This window comes from Sedimentitalea todarodis (genome assembly GCF_032595355.1).
GTDB lineage: Bacteria > Pseudomonadota > Alphaproteobacteria > Rhodobacterales > Rhodobacteraceae > Sedimentitalea > Sedimentitalea todarodis.
In genome coordinates this window covers 1-15451 of the sequence record NZ_JASMWN010000044.1, presented here as the reverse complement: position 1 = coordinate 15451, position 15451 = coordinate 1, and the positions used below count along the sequence as shown (strand labels likewise).

The window sequence follows — 15451 nt, the reverse complement described above, 5'->3', positions numbered from 1 at the left end:
ACAAGCGGAAGGCCAGATCAACCGCCTGAAGACACTCAAGCGGGCAATGTACGGTCGAGCCGGTGCAGAGCTGCTGAAAGCCAGAATGCTGCCACTGCGCCACACTAAGTGAGGAAGAGCCCATTTAACTGCCAAGTGACAGTCTTCACCAAAAGAACTGAAGAGATTGATCGGTGGTAAAATCAGAGAAAACACGATCATTGAGAACTGGCCGGATATCCTAAGAAGTGCGGCCACAATGGTCGCAGGCATCATGCCGCCCAGCCAGCTCTTGCGAAAGCTTGCGTCTTATCCTCGCCACCACGAATTGGCCGTGGCCCTTCGGGAAATAGGCCGCATCGAGCGGACGCTCTTCATCATTGACTGGTTACTTGATGCCGACATGCAGCGGCGCGCCCAGATTGGCCTGAACAAAGGCGAGGCGCATCATGCTCTGAAAAACGCTCTGCGCATTGGACGTCAGGGCGAAATCCGTGACCGAACCGCCGAAGGACAGCACTACCGGATGGCAGGTCTCAATCTGCTCGCCGCAATCATTATCTACTGGAACACTGACCACCTTGGACGCGCCGTGGCGGCCCGAAAACGCGCAGGTCTCGATAGTCCGCATGAGCTTCTGTCGCATATCTCACCCCTCGGATGGGCGCATATTCTGCTTACAGGCGAATATAGGTGGCCAAAATCGTGATCAAAAAAGCTTATGATACGATTCCGCCCCCAGCCGGAGTCGACCCCAAATTGATCAACTCTTCAATCCTGATGATTGCTTCGGGAAAGTACGCGACATGACTTGCCACCCCCGTTTACGCAACTGAAATCCAAATCTTTGCGACACTACCTGTCAAAGTCCATTCTCCTTCACGGAAAGTCATTGCGCGCCCGGATGATGCAGTCGACCATATGAGCGCCGCCGCTTGCCGAATTTTCGCTGCTGGTTTGACCGCTTTGGTCGGCGACTACGCGTGGCCAGGATTCACCGGCCCACCACGCAAAGAATGGCCCACCGGACTGACCGGGCCAGACATCACCGCGGTGGAATATGCGGGTGTGCACCTCGCGGTCCCAAAATGAACCATCGAGCGATATGCCGCTCTGGAACGAAGGTCGTTGGGCGCCTGCAAGATCGCCGGGATAGCCTATGTGGCTCCAATAGGGCTCATTGTCCCAGTCGTCAGACCAACTCCGCGAGCCCATCCAGCCGGTCAGGTCGCCAATGCGCGTATTGAGAACGACACATACATAGTCGTGCTGGCCCTCGTTGCGATTGATACTGGGGCCGACGACCTTTACCCCTTCCCAATAGACCATTGTCCCCCAAGCCACGCCGAACGGGGCGCTGCCGTCGAAATAGGACGGTGTGAATTTCACCCAGCCTGCGGTGCCGTCGGCGTTCCACTGGATGGCGTGACTGCAGGTCAGGACGTGCCGCGGACCCACCATAGCCCCCGAAGCCGAGCCACCAGGCGTATCTATTCTTCCGACGGTGGACCAGGGGAAAGCAGTGTCATTGAACGTATAACGTTGATCGGGCGCAAAGATGGTCGTAGCATTGTGCGGCCGCTCGCTAAGGTCCGATGACGCCTTTTCTGCATCAAAGCGGCGCGGGACCTTCAGTTTCGCGGCAAGCCGCCGTGGCAGGACACGCATCGGTAAATGGTCGGGCAATTTACCTTCGAATTCCGGGAAATCTTGCTGCGCTTCGTGAATGTCGCGATCATTCTCGAACTCACGTGCCTCGATGGGTGGCGGCAGAACATGAGCCCCGAGCGCTACATTGGACAGGGATAGCTTCAGCTCGTAACCTTGTCCCCGCCGACCCGATTTGCCTTTGCCAGATTGCAGATGATCACCCTTCAGCCGTGCCAATTCCACCTCGACATCAGGCTCCTGGAATGATCCGACAAGCAAGTTGAAATCCAGCCTGGCGTCCTTCAATTCACCCAAGGGCTCGCGCGAACCGATCTTTTCGACGGCTTCGTCAAGGTAAAGTGGGGCGGTTGGTTTTCTTGTGGTTTTGACGGTTTTCTTAATGGGCATTTTTCAGTTCCTCTTCTGTAAAAATTGGCTATTGGATAGCCCCCAGATTCCCCGCAACCTCAAATGTCTCCCCGCCCACAGCTTTCTACGACCGGGCCCAAGTTGGTGCCGAATCGATCGAATATTTTGAATCGCACAATGACGTCGATGGCGCCCGAACCGTGTATTTGCCAAGCTGGAGGCCAAATTTGGCGGGACTGCTTAGGAATGCAGTGGTGCTGGAATTGGATTTCTTCGGCAGTCGCTTCTTCAGCCCGTTAAACACTTCGATGCGATACTGACCCGCTCGCACCTCCGAGCTAGTGGAATGTGGGATGCCAACGAAACTCCCAGCCGGTCTTTTCATGGGCCACCTCCGTTTCACTGGGCAAATGACCGTCTGTTTGATCTATTCTAATGATTGGTCTAGTTTGCCGTTCAATCCCTGCTTGAAATTGCCTAGGATATCACACGCTAGTGTAGCACACATGGCGTGAATCACCAATGGTGGAGATTGCTCGCGTGCTGCGAGCGGATTAGTCATATCCTTCGATTTCCATACCTCTGACGGGCGGCGGCGGGTTCAGTCGCCAAATCCGATTAAAGCGTCGTCGCGCCGGATTTTTTAGCGCCTAGCTGTTCCATCCCGGACAATTATGTTTCTCCTCGGAAAACTGCGCTCTTCATGGCAGAGTCGGTTCTGAAGGACATTCGAGACGGGATGCAGGGCAATCGCATTTGGGTCACGTCTGAGCTAACCCATTGAGAACGCTTCGGAGAAATTCGTCATCCCATCCCGCGCGCTTGAGCTTTATGGAGAGCGAGTCTTTGGATTTGTCGCGTCGTACGAGGTCGAGGGCGCGACGGCGTAGCACCGCGATGCGACCAATAAGCTTAATCGATGCGCAAGACGGCGCCAAGATCAACCGGTCGACGCTCTACTTGGGGAATGTCGGCCAAAATAATCGCTCCCTTTAAAGCCAAAGTTGCGAATGTCCGTCTAATCTTTCTCGCCGAATAGTTTGTGCCACCGGGCAAGAGACGCGTCTGGCCAGACGTCTTCGAATTTGTAGAATTCCTCATAAACCGGAATGTCCGGGTTCAGCGGAACCCACGATTGTTTGCTGGACGTAAATATCTGTACATCAGGGGGGCATTCCGAAGGGTTGTCCAATGTACCAACCCGAACATAACGGAGTTTTCCGAGGCGCGATAAATAGCTGCTAAAAACCACCACACCGCATTCAACGCACCTGGTTATAACCTGACCTTTTCCGCTGGGTGTCGGAAGCGTATTTTCGACAACATCGCCATTAACCTCGACCCGGTCAAATTCTATGATTGCATTCAGAACAAACGCCGACCCGGTTTGCCTTTGACATTCGCTGCAGTGGCAACAGTGGACGCAGATAGGGCTGGATGTCATTCGATACGCAACCGCACCGCAGCCACATTTTCCCGTCTGCATCTTCACTCCCCTTTGTTTCTCATTCCCAGCTCACTTGCCAACGATCCGATCAGCTTTCTACGAGGTCGTAGTGTTTTATCGTTCGTGACTCGACCAATTCCGCCTCCGCCGGATCGATGTGTGGACTTTGATAGTCATCGCCGACGAATTGCTTTAGCGCGGCGAGGTCTTTCCAGACCATAACGAAGCTGAATTCTCTGGGGCTGTCGGGTCTGGGGGCACCAGGCAGAACGGACACAATGCCATCAGTGCCTCTCATAAGGGGAATTGCGGTTTCGTGGAAGAATTTCCCGAATTCTTCTTCTTTACCTGGCCGCGTGACCACTTGGAAAATGCGAATAATCATACATTCACCTCATTTGGATCGACTTTCTGCATTCTCAACTCCCGATAATCAGGCTTTAAGGTTCGAACGCTATCACACTACCACATTTCGACATTAATGTCCTCAAGGGCTCAAACCGCCCCGCATACCAGACAGTCGCAGCGGGAAAGAAACCTGCTAGTGTTCCCCGCCTGACATAGGATTCCCATCATCGATTTTTTGTGCCAGTGTTGGGCGATGAGACGTGATGACCTTTGCCTGTATCTGGGCCCCGATGACCGTGCCGAGCTTCAAGCTCTGGTCGCCGACCGCAACACCCCCCGCAAGCTGGTCTGGCGGGCCGAGATCGTGCTGGCGACGTCGGATGGCCACGGCACCTTCGAGATCATGCGGCGCGCGAAGACGTCTAAGCCGACGGTCTGGCGTTGGCAGGAACGGTATCTCGATGCGGGCGTGGCCGGACTTAAGCGCGACAAGACGCGGCCATCGCGGGTGCCACCGTTGCCTCGGGAAACGCGCCTGAAGGTGATCGCAAAGACGGTGCAGGAGAGCCCGTCTAACGCCACCCACTGGAGCCGGTCTCTGATGGCCGAGGCGGTGGGCATCTCGCCGTCGAGTGTCGGCCGCATCTGGGCCGAGGCCGGTCTGAAGCCGCACCAGACGAAGGGCTTCAAGGTCTCGAACGACCCGCTGTTCGAGGAGAAAGTCACCGATATCGTGGGGCTCTACCTTGATCCGCCGGAGCGGGCGGTGGTGCTCTGCGTCGACGAGAAGTCCCAGATACAGGCGCTTGACCGGACCCAGCCTGGACTGCCGCTCAAGAAGGGCCGGGCAGCCACCATGACCCACGATTACAAACGCCACGGCACGACCACGCTCTTCGCCGCGCTCGATGTCAAATCCGGTGTCGTCATCGGCGAGTGCCTACCCCGCCATCGCGCCAGGGAATTCCTGAAATTCCTGCGCCGGATCGACCGCGCGGTCCTGGGGCCGCGCGACGTGCACCTGGTGCTCGACAACTACGCCACCCACAAGACCCCCGAGGTGCAAGCCTGGCTGGCAAAACACCCGCGCTTCAAGCTGCATTTCACGCCCACCAGCGCCTCGTGGCTGAACCTGGTCGAACGGTTCTTCGCCGAGATCACCACAAGGCGCATCCGCCGCGGCAGCTATTCCAGCGTCGACGACCTGGAGACCGCCATCTACGATTATCTGCTGCAGCACAACGCCAAGCCGAAGCCCTTCGTCTGGGCCAAATCCGCCGACGATATTCTCAAACGCGAGCGCCGCGCGCTGAACGCCCTCGATGAAATCCGCGGAAACAGGTAACAAACGTCAGACTCAGAACACTAGGATTACTCAGTTTCTGACGCGGCTAAGCCCTTAATCTACCGTTGGCTGTGCAGAGGCGCGATATTCGCCGCTATCGTCGCAAGGGTCAACTAATGCGTGAAGCAATGAGGCAGGCAAAGTAACTATTTTTCGTGCAGATTTCTGCCTGAAATTTCCGCAGCTACCAGTTCTTGAACACGCCACAAGTAAGGGTCACGGATTCCCAGATTTTCTAGAGCTTCGACGGTTCTGAACAGATATTCCGCGCCGGACCCTATGTGGCCACACGCACGGGAAAGAATCTGCGCCACCTTCATTTTAGAACGCTCAGGTTTCGCGGCAACTTCCGGTGGGTTGGTATAGAAACTAAGCGCCTTCGCAGGGCCATCATCAGACACCAAATCAATAGAACGCAACGATTTCAACCCTTCTTGTCCACCGATTTCGCGGCGCAATAATTTGACCAAGTGATTGTGCCGATCTATGTCCGGAAGTTTCACGGCAATTCCAGTACACGACCCGCCAGTCTTGAGGGCCAGCATCAAACCAGGCTGGTCCGGAGACCCACGCCAACAGCGCATTTCGAGGCAGAATGATCGGTGCCATCCGTTGGCCGTAACGATCCGCCAAGGTAATCCGGGTTGCGCAGGTATCCAGAGCAAAGAACCGTAGGCAAACACCCAAACCGGATCACCTCCATGCGCCGCTAGTATTTGGGACGGCATTGCCAAGTTGTTTGTCGCGTTTGATTTGGCTATCGCCCTCTGATGAAAATTCCAACTGATATGTCGCGCCTAAAGGGCTTCCGCTATGAGTGCGAACACCAAAGCCCTGTCCCGCATCTGGCGGTCTGCCCAGCTTTACATCGGGTTTCACCGAGATCCCAAGGGCGAGCGTCGCAAGGAGGCGAAAGTCTGGCCACCGAAAAACGCCAGCGCGACCATCCATACCGATCCGGAGGAGCAGGAAGCCTTTCTCGTTGTCAAATCTGCCAGGAAGGATGCCGCGCGGGATGTTCAGATCAAATTGCACCCCGACAAGATCGTGTTGCGCCGTGACCTTGACGTCGCCTGGAAAGGCATCGTGGTCGAAGACCACATGGTGTCCGTCCAGGTTGGCGGCGTCTGGGTGCGGATCATGCCCGATGGGTCGGTCTCGCACGACATGGATGGGGACATGACATATGTCGAGGCCGATGGCGCAGTTCTCAAGAAGACCGAATTTGTGGATGCGATGATGTCAGGCGACGGCGTTGAGTTATCCCGCCGCACGCCGACGACAATCGCAGCGATCACAGAGGAAGGCGTGGTCGCAAGATCGCGCAATTCCGCGCCCCTGACCGACACCGATTGACCAAATTTCCTTGTGGTGGGGAAAACAACTGGCCCCGCTTCGGCAGGGCTTTTCTTCTTGGTGGCCACATAGTTTGACCCCTGTTGACAGATAGATTGTCTTTTCCTGCAGGGGTGCCGACCCAACCCAGTGAAGCGGCCCTTTATGCTGATCGCAGTGAAAGAGGAAAGAGAGTTCAACCTGTTCCTTGGTTTTTTTGCTGCACGCTTTCGCAGCGTCAGAAATACCGCGTGAGCGGGGAATCTGGTGCCGCTGCGCAGCGGAAGGGCGACCATTCATGCAGACGACAGCGAGGATCAGACGTCGAAATTACGGGTCGCGGACGAAGCGGCAGTTCCCGTCGTATTGGCTGGACGTCCACTTGCAGGCTTGTCCGCCTCATTTTCTACACGGCGGGCGGAAATCAGGCCGCTTTTGTCCATCGGTCGAGTTTAGGAATGCCACGCGTGAAGGCCCAGGCCATTATCCTTGGCATGCCTTTCTTGGCAAGGGCGTCAACGCAATGGGCCTGAAACTCGGTGACGGTGACATTGGGATGTCGGAACGCGCCTTCTTCGTAGCAGATGGAGCAATAAGTTTCGCTCTTGCTACCGTCGGCTTCTGTGCCGCCGCCGTTCGGGTCACGTTTCATGGGCATTCCGCAGCTTTGGCAGTGTTTAGCCATGGAATTACTCCTCTTGTTTATAGATGCTGAAAACGATAGTGTTATAACCATGGACTTTAGTCAACGCTTTTCTCTCGGGTGATCACATGCGCATCGGTGAGCTATCTAAGAAGTCGGGCGTCAGCCGTGACACGATCCGGTTTTATGAGAAACAGGGTCTTTTGCAGTGCGAGGCACGTGAGGCGGCAAATAATTACAAGTCTTACCCAGAAGATGCGGTGATGACGATCTCGGTAATTCGAGACGCTCAAGCAGCGGGAATGTCGATCGGCGATTTGATCGTGTTTCTATCGCAGCTTCATGCGACCTATGGCGATGACTTTGATGGGTTTACGTTTTTGGACGAGAAAATTCAGGAAACGGAAGAACGAATTGCGGCGTCGGAGCGTTTCCTAGACGTTCTGACGAGAACGCGGGAGGCGTTGAGAATTGCGCCCTACGAGTCAGACTGACGCTAGCACAGACATTGTGCAACAGTCTCGAAAGGCCAAAAGATACCTCAATTGTGCGCTTGGGTGAGTATTGCATGACGCGGCTCATTGGTGGGATTCAAGAAATCGAGTGAATCGAGTCAAGGGTCCGTGACGTTCCAAAGTAACTGTGTAACGACAGGTGCATGCCTTAAGGGCATCCCTTTCAAGGAGGCAGATATGATCGACGACTTCGAGCCTACCGCTAAACCCATCGTGGCCGTCACTGGTGCCAGCCGTGGTATCGGCCACGCAATCGTAAAGCGCTTCTACGATGCGGGCTGGGACGTGCTGACGCTCGCTCGCTCGCCGTTCAGCACTGTTTGCCCGTGGGCAGAGGGTATTGTACGCCACGTTGAAACCGACCTGTCCAACGAAATGTCGATACGCAACGCTGCCGCCGCGATCCGCGACCGGCTGGGCGACCGAGGTCTTGATGCTCTGGTCAACAACGCAGGGATCTCGCCCAAAGCGGAGGACGGTGGGCGACTGACTGCAATGCAGACTGGCGAGGACGTCTTCAGGGCCGTGCAGATGGTAAACCTGATCGCCCCGCTGATCTTGGTGCAAGAACTGCTCACCCCGCTGGCGCGGGCAAGAGGTTCAGTCGTCAATGTTTCCTCTATCGCCGCGACTCAAGTGCATCCGTTCGCGGGTGCGGCTTATGCGGTGTCGAAGGCCGGACTTTCGACGCTGACCCGCGAACTGGCCTGTGAACTCGCGCCGCAGGGGGTGCGGGTGAACGCGGTCTCCCCCGGTGAGATCGACACCTCGATCTTGTCGCCTGGCGCCGATGCCCTTGTGCAGCGAGACGTCCCCATGGGCCGCTTGGGCAGCCCGCAGGAGGTGGCAGACGTCGTCGTCTTCCTCGCATCGTCGGGGGCATCTTACGTCAACGGCGCTGAGATTCCTATCAACGGAGGGCAACACTTGGCCTAAATTCTCTGATGCATGGTCACAGAAAAAGAGAAAATGGAGGCCTTTTGCGAAGTGTTCCACACAGTTAGTCGGCCAGCACAAATTGACCTTGGAGTGCCTGCGACGAGCGACAGCTTTGTGCCGCGTCTCGATTGTAAAAACAGACCGCAGCGAAAGGGCGGTTTGAAATCCGGCTGCATCAGCACTGGCGAACGGTTGGTTCGGTGAGATCCGCCTATCTGTCACTCCACATTTATTGTTGGTGGCCGCATAGTTGACGGGCAGGTCAGGGCCAAATGGCTCTGCCCTGCCCCTTCGCGCCGAAGCCGCTTTGCGCGGCGGCCTCAACCCCTCCGCGTTGCGCCTGGCTGGACCCGTGCAGATCGCGTCCGGCTGTTAACCTGTCCACGCGGTTCAGCACCGGCCCGTCAGCGCCTCGGTATCGCGCGCTATGTCGGTCAAATGTCTATCGCCCGTTCGGTTCTGTGCCGACGGCTCCAAGGGTTTGATCAGTGAATCGCGGGATCGTGTTTGTGTATTTCCGGGTCGGACCCACGTTCGCGCCCGCGCTCACCCCCGCAGCATGCGCCACAAGCCAAGCGCCATATCGCTGAAATCACTCAACCGGGCCGCAACATGTTCGCGCGCAAGACCACTGCTCTCGATCTGGTCCGCATCCAATCGGCGCAGCAGGTTCATCAAACGGCGACGGTGCGTGCCGGTCAGGACCTGTATCGGATCCGCGACGACACCTGCGAAGGTTGTCACGATAGATGTGAGCATCAACAGCACCACACCGGTCGTCACCACCTGCCACGGCGCAAGAACTGTTGGGAACACCTCGTAATACATGCGCCCCAACCCCTGCCCGAGCGGGAACTGCTCAATGGCAGTAGACTGAGCCCGCAACTGCGCTACCGGCTCCGCAAGCGAAATCACCCCTGGTGTGGCAGTGCGGAAAAACATGTAGCCTACGATCAGCACGACAATTGTCGTCATAATTTCGCCGACAGCGTTTCTCACGCCAGCATAATCCGCTACCTTGCGTTCCACCACGTCTGGAGGGGCAGCAACTCCCAGGCCCAATGAATTCAGATGGGCAATGAAGGCCGTGGTGGCATTGGCAACCTGTCGAGAGGTTGTTGTCTCGAACAGGATCTTTCGGCGCGATAGCCAGTGAGCAACCTTGTCGAACCGCAGCGCGCGAGCGACTATCGCGGTAAGCCGTGTCACCAAAAAAACCGGCGCAAGAACGACATTTGTGGGAGCGCGCAAGAGATCGACACCAAAGGCGGCATGGTGCAAACGCAGCGTCCCCATTGGGCCAAATGTAGCGCGCACAAACTTCTGCACCGCCACGTTCCGTTCAGTTGCCGTGATCAAGTCTTCCAATGACATGAGTCCTGATCTTGAGGTCAGTCGCACATCTACCTATCGATCAGAGGGGCATATTGAAAGACAAGGACGCTTTCAGCCGTGCCGTTTCCGAGGTCTGGAAGGCGTCACGCAGAGGGTGGATTGGCTGTTAAACATGCGACCTTGAATCAAATATGCACCATCGAGCCCACCTCTCATTGCTGCAAGCAGCGGCTGCCGGACATCTGGGTGGGATGTCACCTCAGTCCCAGTTGCCGGCAAAATGTGGTCAATTTTGACGGTCTCGGCAGGTCCGCGACCTTTTGGTAACCCAGCCCATCAGCATAATCCGCGACTGTACAATTCATCGTATCCGAAATATCAATCCAAGCGCAGCAAGCTCTCGGCGGTATTATGCTCGAAGATTGTTTTGAACTCTGGTCACAGAGTCTGTGCTTGGATAGATTGCGCCCAAACGCATTCGTATTGGAACATTTCGATCATGGCCAAAATCAACCTGAACAAGCTGTCGCTCAAAGAATTGCAGGCACTCGAAAAAGACATCGCCAAAGCCATTGTTTCGTTTGAGCAAAACAGGCGCAAAGAAGCGCTTGTCGCAGTTGAAGCAAAGGCAAAAGAGTTTGGGTTCTCACTCTCCGAATTGACAGCCAACCGCGAAAAACAACAGGCCGCCTCTGCGCCGAAATACCGCCACCCGGACGAGCCGACGCTTACGTGGTCCGGACGTGGACGCAGACCGACCTGGTTCGTTGAAGCCGTCGAAGGCGGAATGTCACCTGAGGCGATGCTGATCACGTAAGATTCGCCGCCCGTCGACCGCCCACGCTGCAACCAAACCTCTTGACGCCTCCTGCACTTCAGATCGAAACCTGCTTGCGCGCATCCTGCAATCGAGACGGTGGTGTTCGGGCGTTGTGGAAATCAGTGCAAAGCAAAAGCGCAGCTTGCTCAGCGGTTGCTGTCAATCCATCTGGACATCAGCGTCCTGTCACGAAAACATTCGCGCGGAACATCGCGACGCTTGATCCGGGCAATCCGCTCGGCAAATGCGACCTGTCTGGACGACGCATAACTGGAGAACGGCGATCCGCCGGATACCTCTTTGTGCGCATCGATCCATTGAAACAACCGACGCCGATCCGACGTGACGTCTGCTGGCAGCTCCACGTCGGCACGCAGGGCGATGTGACGGGCGAAATCAATCTGCTTCTCGGTTGCCGGAACGACACGATAGTCATTGCTGCAGAAGAGCACCGGTGTTTGATCGGTTGAAGCCTGTTGCATCAGGGGGCCTCCGATTGCTTGCGACCAAGATAGAACAAGGACAAGCGTTGTGGTGAGGGACAGATGAACAATCCCGGTTTACCGAGGTCGTTGCTGTAAGTACTCTGAGCCGCATGCCCCGCCGTCAGATACCCCCTCCGGATCTTCACCCGAATTGGCTGGAAGCCGAGGCGATGCTTCGGCAGGGCCAGCCCATGTCCGCCGTTGCCCGGCATATGGGCGTTGGCACAGCGACCGTCGCGGGATGGCTCGACAACATCAGAGAGGCGCGGGAGGCACAGGAAAACGACCACTCGGCGATGCGGACCTGCCTTTGGTGCGAACGGTCGTTCCTGTCGTCGGGACCAGGCAACCGGCGGTGCCCGCGCTGCGCCGGCCGCAGTGGCGGCATTATTGAACAATATTTCTGATCAGACTTGTCGATACCTGCAACCGTTCTGTGCTGCGGCATCCGGCATCAATACGCCCTAGAAAAATTGTGATCTGGGTCAGGTATCATTGCTGGTGGTGGGGCAGATTCCCAACAACCAAGAGGCACCGAAGCTCCGGGGTGAGCTCCGTGCCTAATTGGCAAGATTGGGGTGTCCAGAGCGCTTCGCTTTGGTGCCCATGTCTTCCATAGGTTGCCAGCCCCTTGTTGGTCGGACATCAGCAAGGCTAAACTCAAAGAAGCAGCCACCACCGCCCGGGCCTTGATCGGACCTTCGGTCAATTGGCAATCCCGATAGCTGGCAAAACAGCAGAGTTCCGACGCCGCCGTGACCAACGAATAGGACGTCGCCCTTTTCGTGAAATCGAAGGCTCTCCTGAACTACTCGACGCTTAGCCGGCGTGCGCCATTGCTCGAGATCGCGCCTGACACCCGGACGGCCAGTGGCCCGATGACACTGGTCGTGGATAGCACAGGATTGCGCGTTCGCGGTGGCCGCGACTGGATGCGGGAGAAACACGGGCTGCCGAAGGCCCGTAGAACATGGTGCAAACTACATATCGGCATCGACCCAAAGAGCGGAGAGCTTGTGGCGTCACGCCTGACAACCGAGCATGTCGGGGGCCCCGGCGCTTTGCCCGATCTTCTTGCCGGGGTGGTCGGTCGCGTTCACCGCTTCATCGCAGACGCGAGCGTATGATGCTACACCAACCGCCGCAACGATCCGGCGCACGTTTGGTCCGGATGTCGAACTGATCATTCCGCCGCAGAGGAACGCCGTTCCCGGAGAGTGCGCCGCACGCAACGCCCATATCGAGGTAATCGCCGAGGGTGGCCGAATGGCCTGGCAGAAGGCCACAGGTTATGGCCAGAGATCACGCGTCGAGGCCCAGATCGGGCGTTACAAACAGGTCATCGGATCTCGGCTGCGCAGCCGCAAAATGGAGACCCAGACAACCGAAACCAGGATCGCTGTCAAAGTCCTCAACCGCATGACCCGTCTGCGTCGTGCGACCTATGAGCGTGTCGCATAACGAACCGGGGAACGGGGCAAATGCGACCCGAACGATCTTCATGCAACATTGTCGTATGGGTCCAATCCGCCTCCAACTTGATCCCTGCAACAGGGTCACCCACAACCACGCTGAGGTGAACGCCACCGCCGAGAAGTGACAATGAATGTCAAACCTTTGCGACACTGCCGGTGATAGTTCTCAGCCTGCCTTCAACAATTGTGTGATCCGACGCACTGCGGCGCGGCGGTTAATGCGCTCCGACTCCTCAGTCTCGACGCGCAGATCGCCTTCGCCATAGCCCTGGATCACCATGTTTTCCGGCGGCACATCAAAATACTCGACCAGCGCCAGTGCCAGCGATTCCGCGCGCCGGTCAGACAATGCCAGATTGAAGGCAGCGCCGCCTACCGCATCCGTGTGGCCCTCGATCAGGAACAATTCGCCCGGGTTAAGCACAATGGCCTGCTTGATCGCATCTCCCAGGGACGCCAGCTTTTTCGCCTCGATGGCGCGGATTACCGCAGATCCGGTCTCGAAATTAATCGACCCGACCGAAATCTCCGGCACCAGTTTGCGCACCGCATCTATGTTGCGCACCTGGCTCAGTGAAAAACGTCTGTCCAGTTTCTCGGAATTTGCTGCCAGAAGGGCTGTGCGCAGCGCCTCCTTATCGGTCTGGTCATAGTCCAGCACGGTCCGATCGGCTTCCGGCAAATCGGATGGTTTCACGCTCTCAAATGCTTCGGTATCGTCAAATAACAGAATTCGGTGGCCATCGGCCAAGATACGCTCGCGGCGCAACATCTGTCCGGTAGCCGACCGTATGGTCTCCACCGTGCTGCCATCCGCCGATGTCACCCTGGTGCGGGTCGACCCGTCGGAATAGCTTTCGGTCTGCACTTCGCGGCCAGGACGGCGCAAGAGCGTGTCATCGTCTTTCAGCACGTAATACTCGCCGTCTCGCTCGACTACCACGCGATCACCGGTATTGGCCACCACCTTGTCGCCATTGTTCATAAGCTTGCCCACCGCCAGGGCGCCAAGCCCCAGCAGGGCGATCTTGCCAAGTGTTTCGACCCGATCGCTGCCGCTGTCCGCCTGTGCGGTGTTGGTACCAACCTTCGTATCGAACTCTTCACCGGCAGAACGTGCGTCTTCTTCGGTGATGGTCTCGCTTGTCACTGAGACCGACTCGCCTCCATTTGCCGCTGCAGAAGCCACTGCTTCGGCTTCGCGCACCGCTTCCCGTTCAGCCTGCCGCGCGGCGCGGCGCTCGGCTTTTTCTTGGCGCCTTTGTGCCTTTTCCTCGGGACTCAATTCAGGTATTGAATCGCCTGCCGTCGTGTCGCCATCGACATTGGCCAAGATTTCTTCGCTCACACCGAGCTCAAACGCGAGCGACTTGATTTCTTGGGGCGACATCTTGTTGCCCGTATTGCCCCGAACCTTCGAGTACTTCCGCAGCAATTCGCGCAGCTCCTTACGATCTGCTTTGTTCATCTGCACATCCGGGTTGCCTCGCGCTGCAAACCGCTGTTCCAACAGAGCCCGCATTGCCGTCTCATCCCGCGCCGTCAGGCCAGTCGCTGTCGTTTGCACCGCTTGCTCGGTTGGAATTGACTGCTGGGGTTCGCTCTCGGTCGCGGCGTCGACCTCATCTGCAACTTCTGCAAGGCTAGCCACATCCAACCCAAGGGCCGTGGCAAGCGCGCTCATTTGATCGGGCGACATCGTGTTCCCCGGATTGCCCTGCGCCTTGGAGTAGCTCTTGAGGAGTTTGCGCAATTTCGCGCGATCCCCCTTGCTCATCTTCACGTTCGGCTTGCCGCGCGCCAAAAGCCGCTGTTCCAGCAAGACGCGCAACGCTTCTTCATCTGCGACCGACAACCCTGTCATTGTCGTCTGCGCATATTGGACGCCCGTCCCGGATCCGGCAGCAGCCACGGTCTGTGGCATTTGCACAACTATGCTCAGGCACAAGATCATTGCGGTAGTCGATTTCGGCGATATGCGATTCATGGTCAGTATTCCTTACCTTGTTTCATGATCAGGTCCGGTCGATCAACGCTTCAAATGAATGATTGGTTCCCCTCACGGCATCGTCATATGGCAACAGACCAAGCGCCAGCATCGCCACAGCACCGCCGAATTCAGTGACTTCAGGGGATAGGCTGCCCGGATAAACAGCGTGAACATGACCGCCACGACAGACAGTGTCACAAGCGCCTGTGATTGGTGCGAAAACTGAAAAAGACCCGCCATGAATATCAACAGTCGCTTGTTTCCCGCATCGTCGCAAGTGCTATCCAAAGGCGCGGCAGTGCAGATATTCCTTGCGGCCGACTCCACCGTGCTCGTTTGGTGATGGCCTGCATTCGGAACCAGATGTGTCCGGATCTTTCTGGGGGTAGTGTCGCAAAGTTGCGGATATCAGTTGCGTTGCTTGGCGCGTCGAGCCAGACCCCACACTTTCCCGAAACCGAGTCAGGATTGAAGAGTTGATCAGTTTCAAAGGCGCGCAGTACCCGAAATCCGTGATCCTATGCGCCGTGTATTTCTACGTTCGCTTTCCCGTTTCGTATCGCGATCTTGAAGAGATCATAGCCGAACACGGCGTCCCCAAGTTCGCACACTACACGACACTGGGTGGATATTCAGATTTTAGGGCTGGTGCGGAGTAAACATCCGGTGTGGACCGCGGTTATGCGGCCTTGACGTTTTGTGCTGCGGTTTTCCAGTTCCACGGTAACATTTCATGTACGCGCGAGACGGGCATGTCGGGCAGTCGTTTTAGGACG

Annotated in this window: 16 protein-coding genes and 2 pseudogenes; 10 read left to right on the top strand and 8 right to left on the bottom strand. The window is 56.8% G+C overall.

Going from position 1 to position 15451, the window contains the following annotated elements; all coding sequences use genetic code 11:
* Nucleotides 1–148: 148 nt before the first annotated feature.
* Nucleotides 149–688 (top strand): annotated as a pseudogene (locus tag QO231_RS24980) (Tn3 family transposase); the annotation flags it as partial.
* 170 nt (nt 689–858) lie between these two features.
* Here the strand turns inward: QO231_RS24980 and QO231_RS24975 are convergent.
* From QO231_RS24975 to QO231_RS24965, 3 genes are all read right to left on the bottom strand, one after another.
* The gene (locus tag QO231_RS24975; RefSeq protein WP_316782702.1) at nt 859–2037 is read right to left on the bottom strand and encodes a trypsin-like serine peptidase; all 1179 of its coding nucleotides are present in this window, start codon (nt 2035–2037) and stop codon (nt 859–861) included.
* 979 nt (nt 2038–3016) lie between these two features.
* Nucleotides 3017–3484, bottom strand: coding sequence for a GFA family protein (locus QO231_RS24970; RefSeq protein WP_449421126.1), 468 nt, complete (start codon nt 3482–3484; stop codon nt 3017–3019).
* 49 nt (nt 3485–3533) lie between these two features.
* A complete protein-coding gene (locus QO231_RS24965) occupies nt 3534–3830 on the bottom strand; it encodes a putative quinol monooxygenase (RefSeq protein WP_316782699.1) in 297 nt (98 codons plus the stop codon).
* 216 nt (nt 3831–4046) lie between these two features.
* Here QO231_RS24965 and QO231_RS24960 point away from each other — a divergent pair, with 216 nt between their 5' ends.
* Nucleotides 4047–5138: an IS630 family transposase gene (locus tag QO231_RS24960; protein WP_316782696.1), complete on the top strand. Its 1092-nt coding sequence runs from the start codon at nt 4047–4049 to the stop codon at nt 5136–5138.
* 146 nt (nt 5139–5284) lie between these two features.
* Here the strand turns inward: QO231_RS24960 and QO231_RS24955 are convergent, their stop codons facing one another.
* Nucleotides 5285–5866, bottom strand: coding sequence for a gamma-glutamylcyclotransferase (locus QO231_RS24955; RefSeq protein WP_316782693.1), 582 nt, complete (start codon nt 5864–5866; stop codon nt 5285–5287).
* An 85-nt stretch (nt 5867–5951) separates the two neighbouring features.
* On the opposite strand from QO231_RS24955, the gene QO231_RS24950 reads away from it, so the two are divergent.
* Entirely contained in the window at nt 5952–6494 is a 543-nt protein-coding gene (locus QO231_RS24950) for a hypothetical protein (protein WP_316782690.1), read from the top strand.
* A gap of 403 nt (nt 6495–6897) precedes the next feature.
* Here the strand turns inward: QO231_RS24950 and QO231_RS24945 are convergent, their stop codons facing one another.
* Nucleotides 6898–7158: a zinc ribbon domain-containing protein gene (locus QO231_RS24945; protein WP_316782687.1), complete on the bottom strand. Its 261-nt coding sequence runs from the start codon at nt 7156–7158 to the stop codon at nt 6898–6900.
* Nucleotides 7159–7244: 86 nt separating this feature from the next.
* On the opposite strand from QO231_RS24945, the gene QO231_RS24940 reads away from it, so the two are divergent.
* Together QO231_RS24940 and QO231_RS24935 are read left to right on the top strand one after the other, a co-directional pair.
* Nucleotides 7245–7610 carry a MerR family transcriptional regulator gene (locus QO231_RS24940; RefSeq protein ID WP_316782684.1) on the top strand — a complete coding sequence of 122 codons (366 nt, stop codon included), beginning with the start codon at nt 7245–7247 and terminating at the stop codon, nt 7608–7610.
* 198 nt (nt 7611–7808) lie between these two features.
* Entirely contained in the window at nt 7809–8567 is a 759-nt protein-coding gene (locus QO231_RS24935; RefSeq protein WP_316782681.1) for an SDR family NAD(P)-dependent oxidoreductase, read from the top strand.
* Between the two features lie 549 nt (nt 8568–9116).
* Here the strand turns inward: QO231_RS24935 and QO231_RS24930 are convergent.
* Nucleotides 9117–9944 carry a DUF6635 family protein gene (locus QO231_RS24930; RefSeq protein WP_316782679.1) on the bottom strand — a complete coding sequence of 276 codons (828 nt, stop codon included), beginning with the start codon at nt 9942–9944 and terminating at the stop codon, nt 9117–9119.
* Nucleotides 9945–10404: 460 nt separating this feature from the next.
* Here QO231_RS24930 and QO231_RS24925 point away from each other — a divergent pair, with 460 nt between their 5' ends.
* Complete coding sequence (locus QO231_RS24925) at nt 10405–10722, top strand: H-NS histone family protein (RefSeq protein WP_316782677.1); 318 nt, start codon at nt 10405–10407, stop codon at nt 10720–10722.
* Nucleotides 10723–10871: 149 nt separating this feature from the next.
* On the opposite strand, the gene QO231_RS24920 is transcribed toward QO231_RS24925, so the two are convergent.
* Nucleotides 10872–11207, bottom strand: a complete 336-nt coding sequence (locus tag QO231_RS24920) for a hypothetical protein (protein WP_316782674.1) — start codon at nt 11205–11207, stop codon at nt 10872–10874.
* Between the two features lie 194 nt (nt 11208–11401).
* On the opposite strand from QO231_RS24920, the gene QO231_RS24915 reads away from it, so the two are divergent.
* From QO231_RS24915 to QO231_RS24905, 3 genes are all read left to right on the top strand, one after another.
* Nucleotides 11402–11617 (top strand): hypothetical protein, encoded by a 216-nt coding sequence (locus tag QO231_RS24915; protein WP_316782671.1) that lies wholly within the window; start codon nt 11402–11404, stop codon nt 11615–11617.
* 378 nt (nt 11618–11995) lie between these two features.
* Nucleotides 11996–12337 (top strand): transposase, encoded by a 342-nt coding sequence (locus QO231_RS24910; protein WP_316782668.1) that lies wholly within the window; start codon nt 11996–11998, stop codon nt 12335–12337.
* A 139-nt stretch (nt 12338–12476) separates the two neighbouring features.
* Complete coding sequence (locus tag QO231_RS24905) at nt 12477–12671, top strand: hypothetical protein (RefSeq protein WP_316782665.1); 195 nt, start codon at nt 12477–12479, stop codon at nt 12669–12671.
* 180 nt (nt 12672–12851) lie between these two features.
* Here the strand turns inward: QO231_RS24905 and QO231_RS24900 are convergent, their stop codons facing one another.
* Nucleotides 12852–14672 (bottom strand): OmpA family protein, encoded by a 1821-nt coding sequence (locus QO231_RS24900; protein ID WP_316782662.1) that lies wholly within the window; start codon nt 14670–14672, stop codon nt 12852–12854.
* A gap of 479 nt (nt 14673–15151) precedes the next feature.
* On the opposite strand from QO231_RS24900, the pseudogene QO231_RS24895 reads away from it, so the two are divergent.
* A pseudogene (locus QO231_RS24895) lies at nt 15152–15271 on the top strand (IS6 family transposase); the annotation flags it as partial.
* Nucleotides 15272–15451: the final 180 nt, after the last annotated feature.

Excerpts from the sequence above, each read along its gene's own strand:
- QO231_RS24975 (WP_316782702.1), bottom strand. The coding sequence starts at position 2,037 with ATGCCCATTAAGAAAACCGTCAAAACCACAAGAAAACCAACCGCCCCA.
- QO231_RS24970 (WP_449421126.1), bottom strand. The coding sequence starts at position 3,484 with ATGCAGACGGGAAAATGTGGCTGCGGTGCGGTTGCGTATCGAATGACA.
- QO231_RS24965 (WP_316782699.1), bottom strand. The coding sequence starts at position 3,830 with ATGATTATTCGCATTTTCCAAGTGGTCACGCGGCCAGGTAAAGAAGAA.
- QO231_RS24960 (WP_316782696.1), top strand. The coding sequence starts at position 4,047 with ATGAGACGTGATGACCTTTGCCTGTATCTGGGCCCCGATGACCGTGCC.
- QO231_RS24955 (WP_316782693.1), bottom strand. The coding sequence starts at position 5,866 with ATGCCGTCCCAAATACTAGCGGCGCATGGAGGTGATCCGGTTTGGGTG.
- QO231_RS24950 (WP_316782690.1), top strand. The coding sequence starts at position 5,952 with ATGAGTGCGAACACCAAAGCCCTGTCCCGCATCTGGCGGTCTGCCCAG.
- QO231_RS24945 (WP_316782687.1), bottom strand. The coding sequence starts at position 7,158 with ATGGCTAAACACTGCCAAAGCTGCGGAATGCCCATGAAACGTGACCCG.
- QO231_RS24940 (WP_316782684.1), top strand. The coding sequence starts at position 7,245 with ATGCGCATCGGTGAGCTATCTAAGAAGTCGGGCGTCAGCCGTGACACG.
- QO231_RS24935 (WP_316782681.1), top strand. The coding sequence starts at position 7,809 with ATGATCGACGACTTCGAGCCTACCGCTAAACCCATCGTGGCCGTCACT.
- QO231_RS24930 (WP_316782679.1), bottom strand. The coding sequence starts at position 9,944 with ATGTCATTGGAAGACTTGATCACGGCAACTGAACGGAACGTGGCGGTG.
- QO231_RS24925 (WP_316782677.1), top strand. The coding sequence starts at position 10,405 with ATGGCCAAAATCAACCTGAACAAGCTGTCGCTCAAAGAATTGCAGGCA.
- QO231_RS24920 (WP_316782674.1), bottom strand. The coding sequence starts at position 11,207 with ATGCAACAGGCTTCAACCGATCAAACACCGGTGCTCTTCTGCAGCAAT.
- QO231_RS24915 (WP_316782671.1), top strand. The coding sequence starts at position 11,402 with ATGTCCGCCGTTGCCCGGCATATGGGCGTTGGCACAGCGACCGTCGCG.
- QO231_RS24905 (WP_316782665.1), top strand. The coding sequence starts at position 12,477 with ATGGCCTGGCAGAAGGCCACAGGTTATGGCCAGAGATCACGCGTCGAG.
- QO231_RS24900 (WP_316782662.1), bottom strand. The coding sequence starts at position 14,672 with ATGAATCGCATATCGCCGAAATCGACTACCGCAATGATCTTGTGCCTG.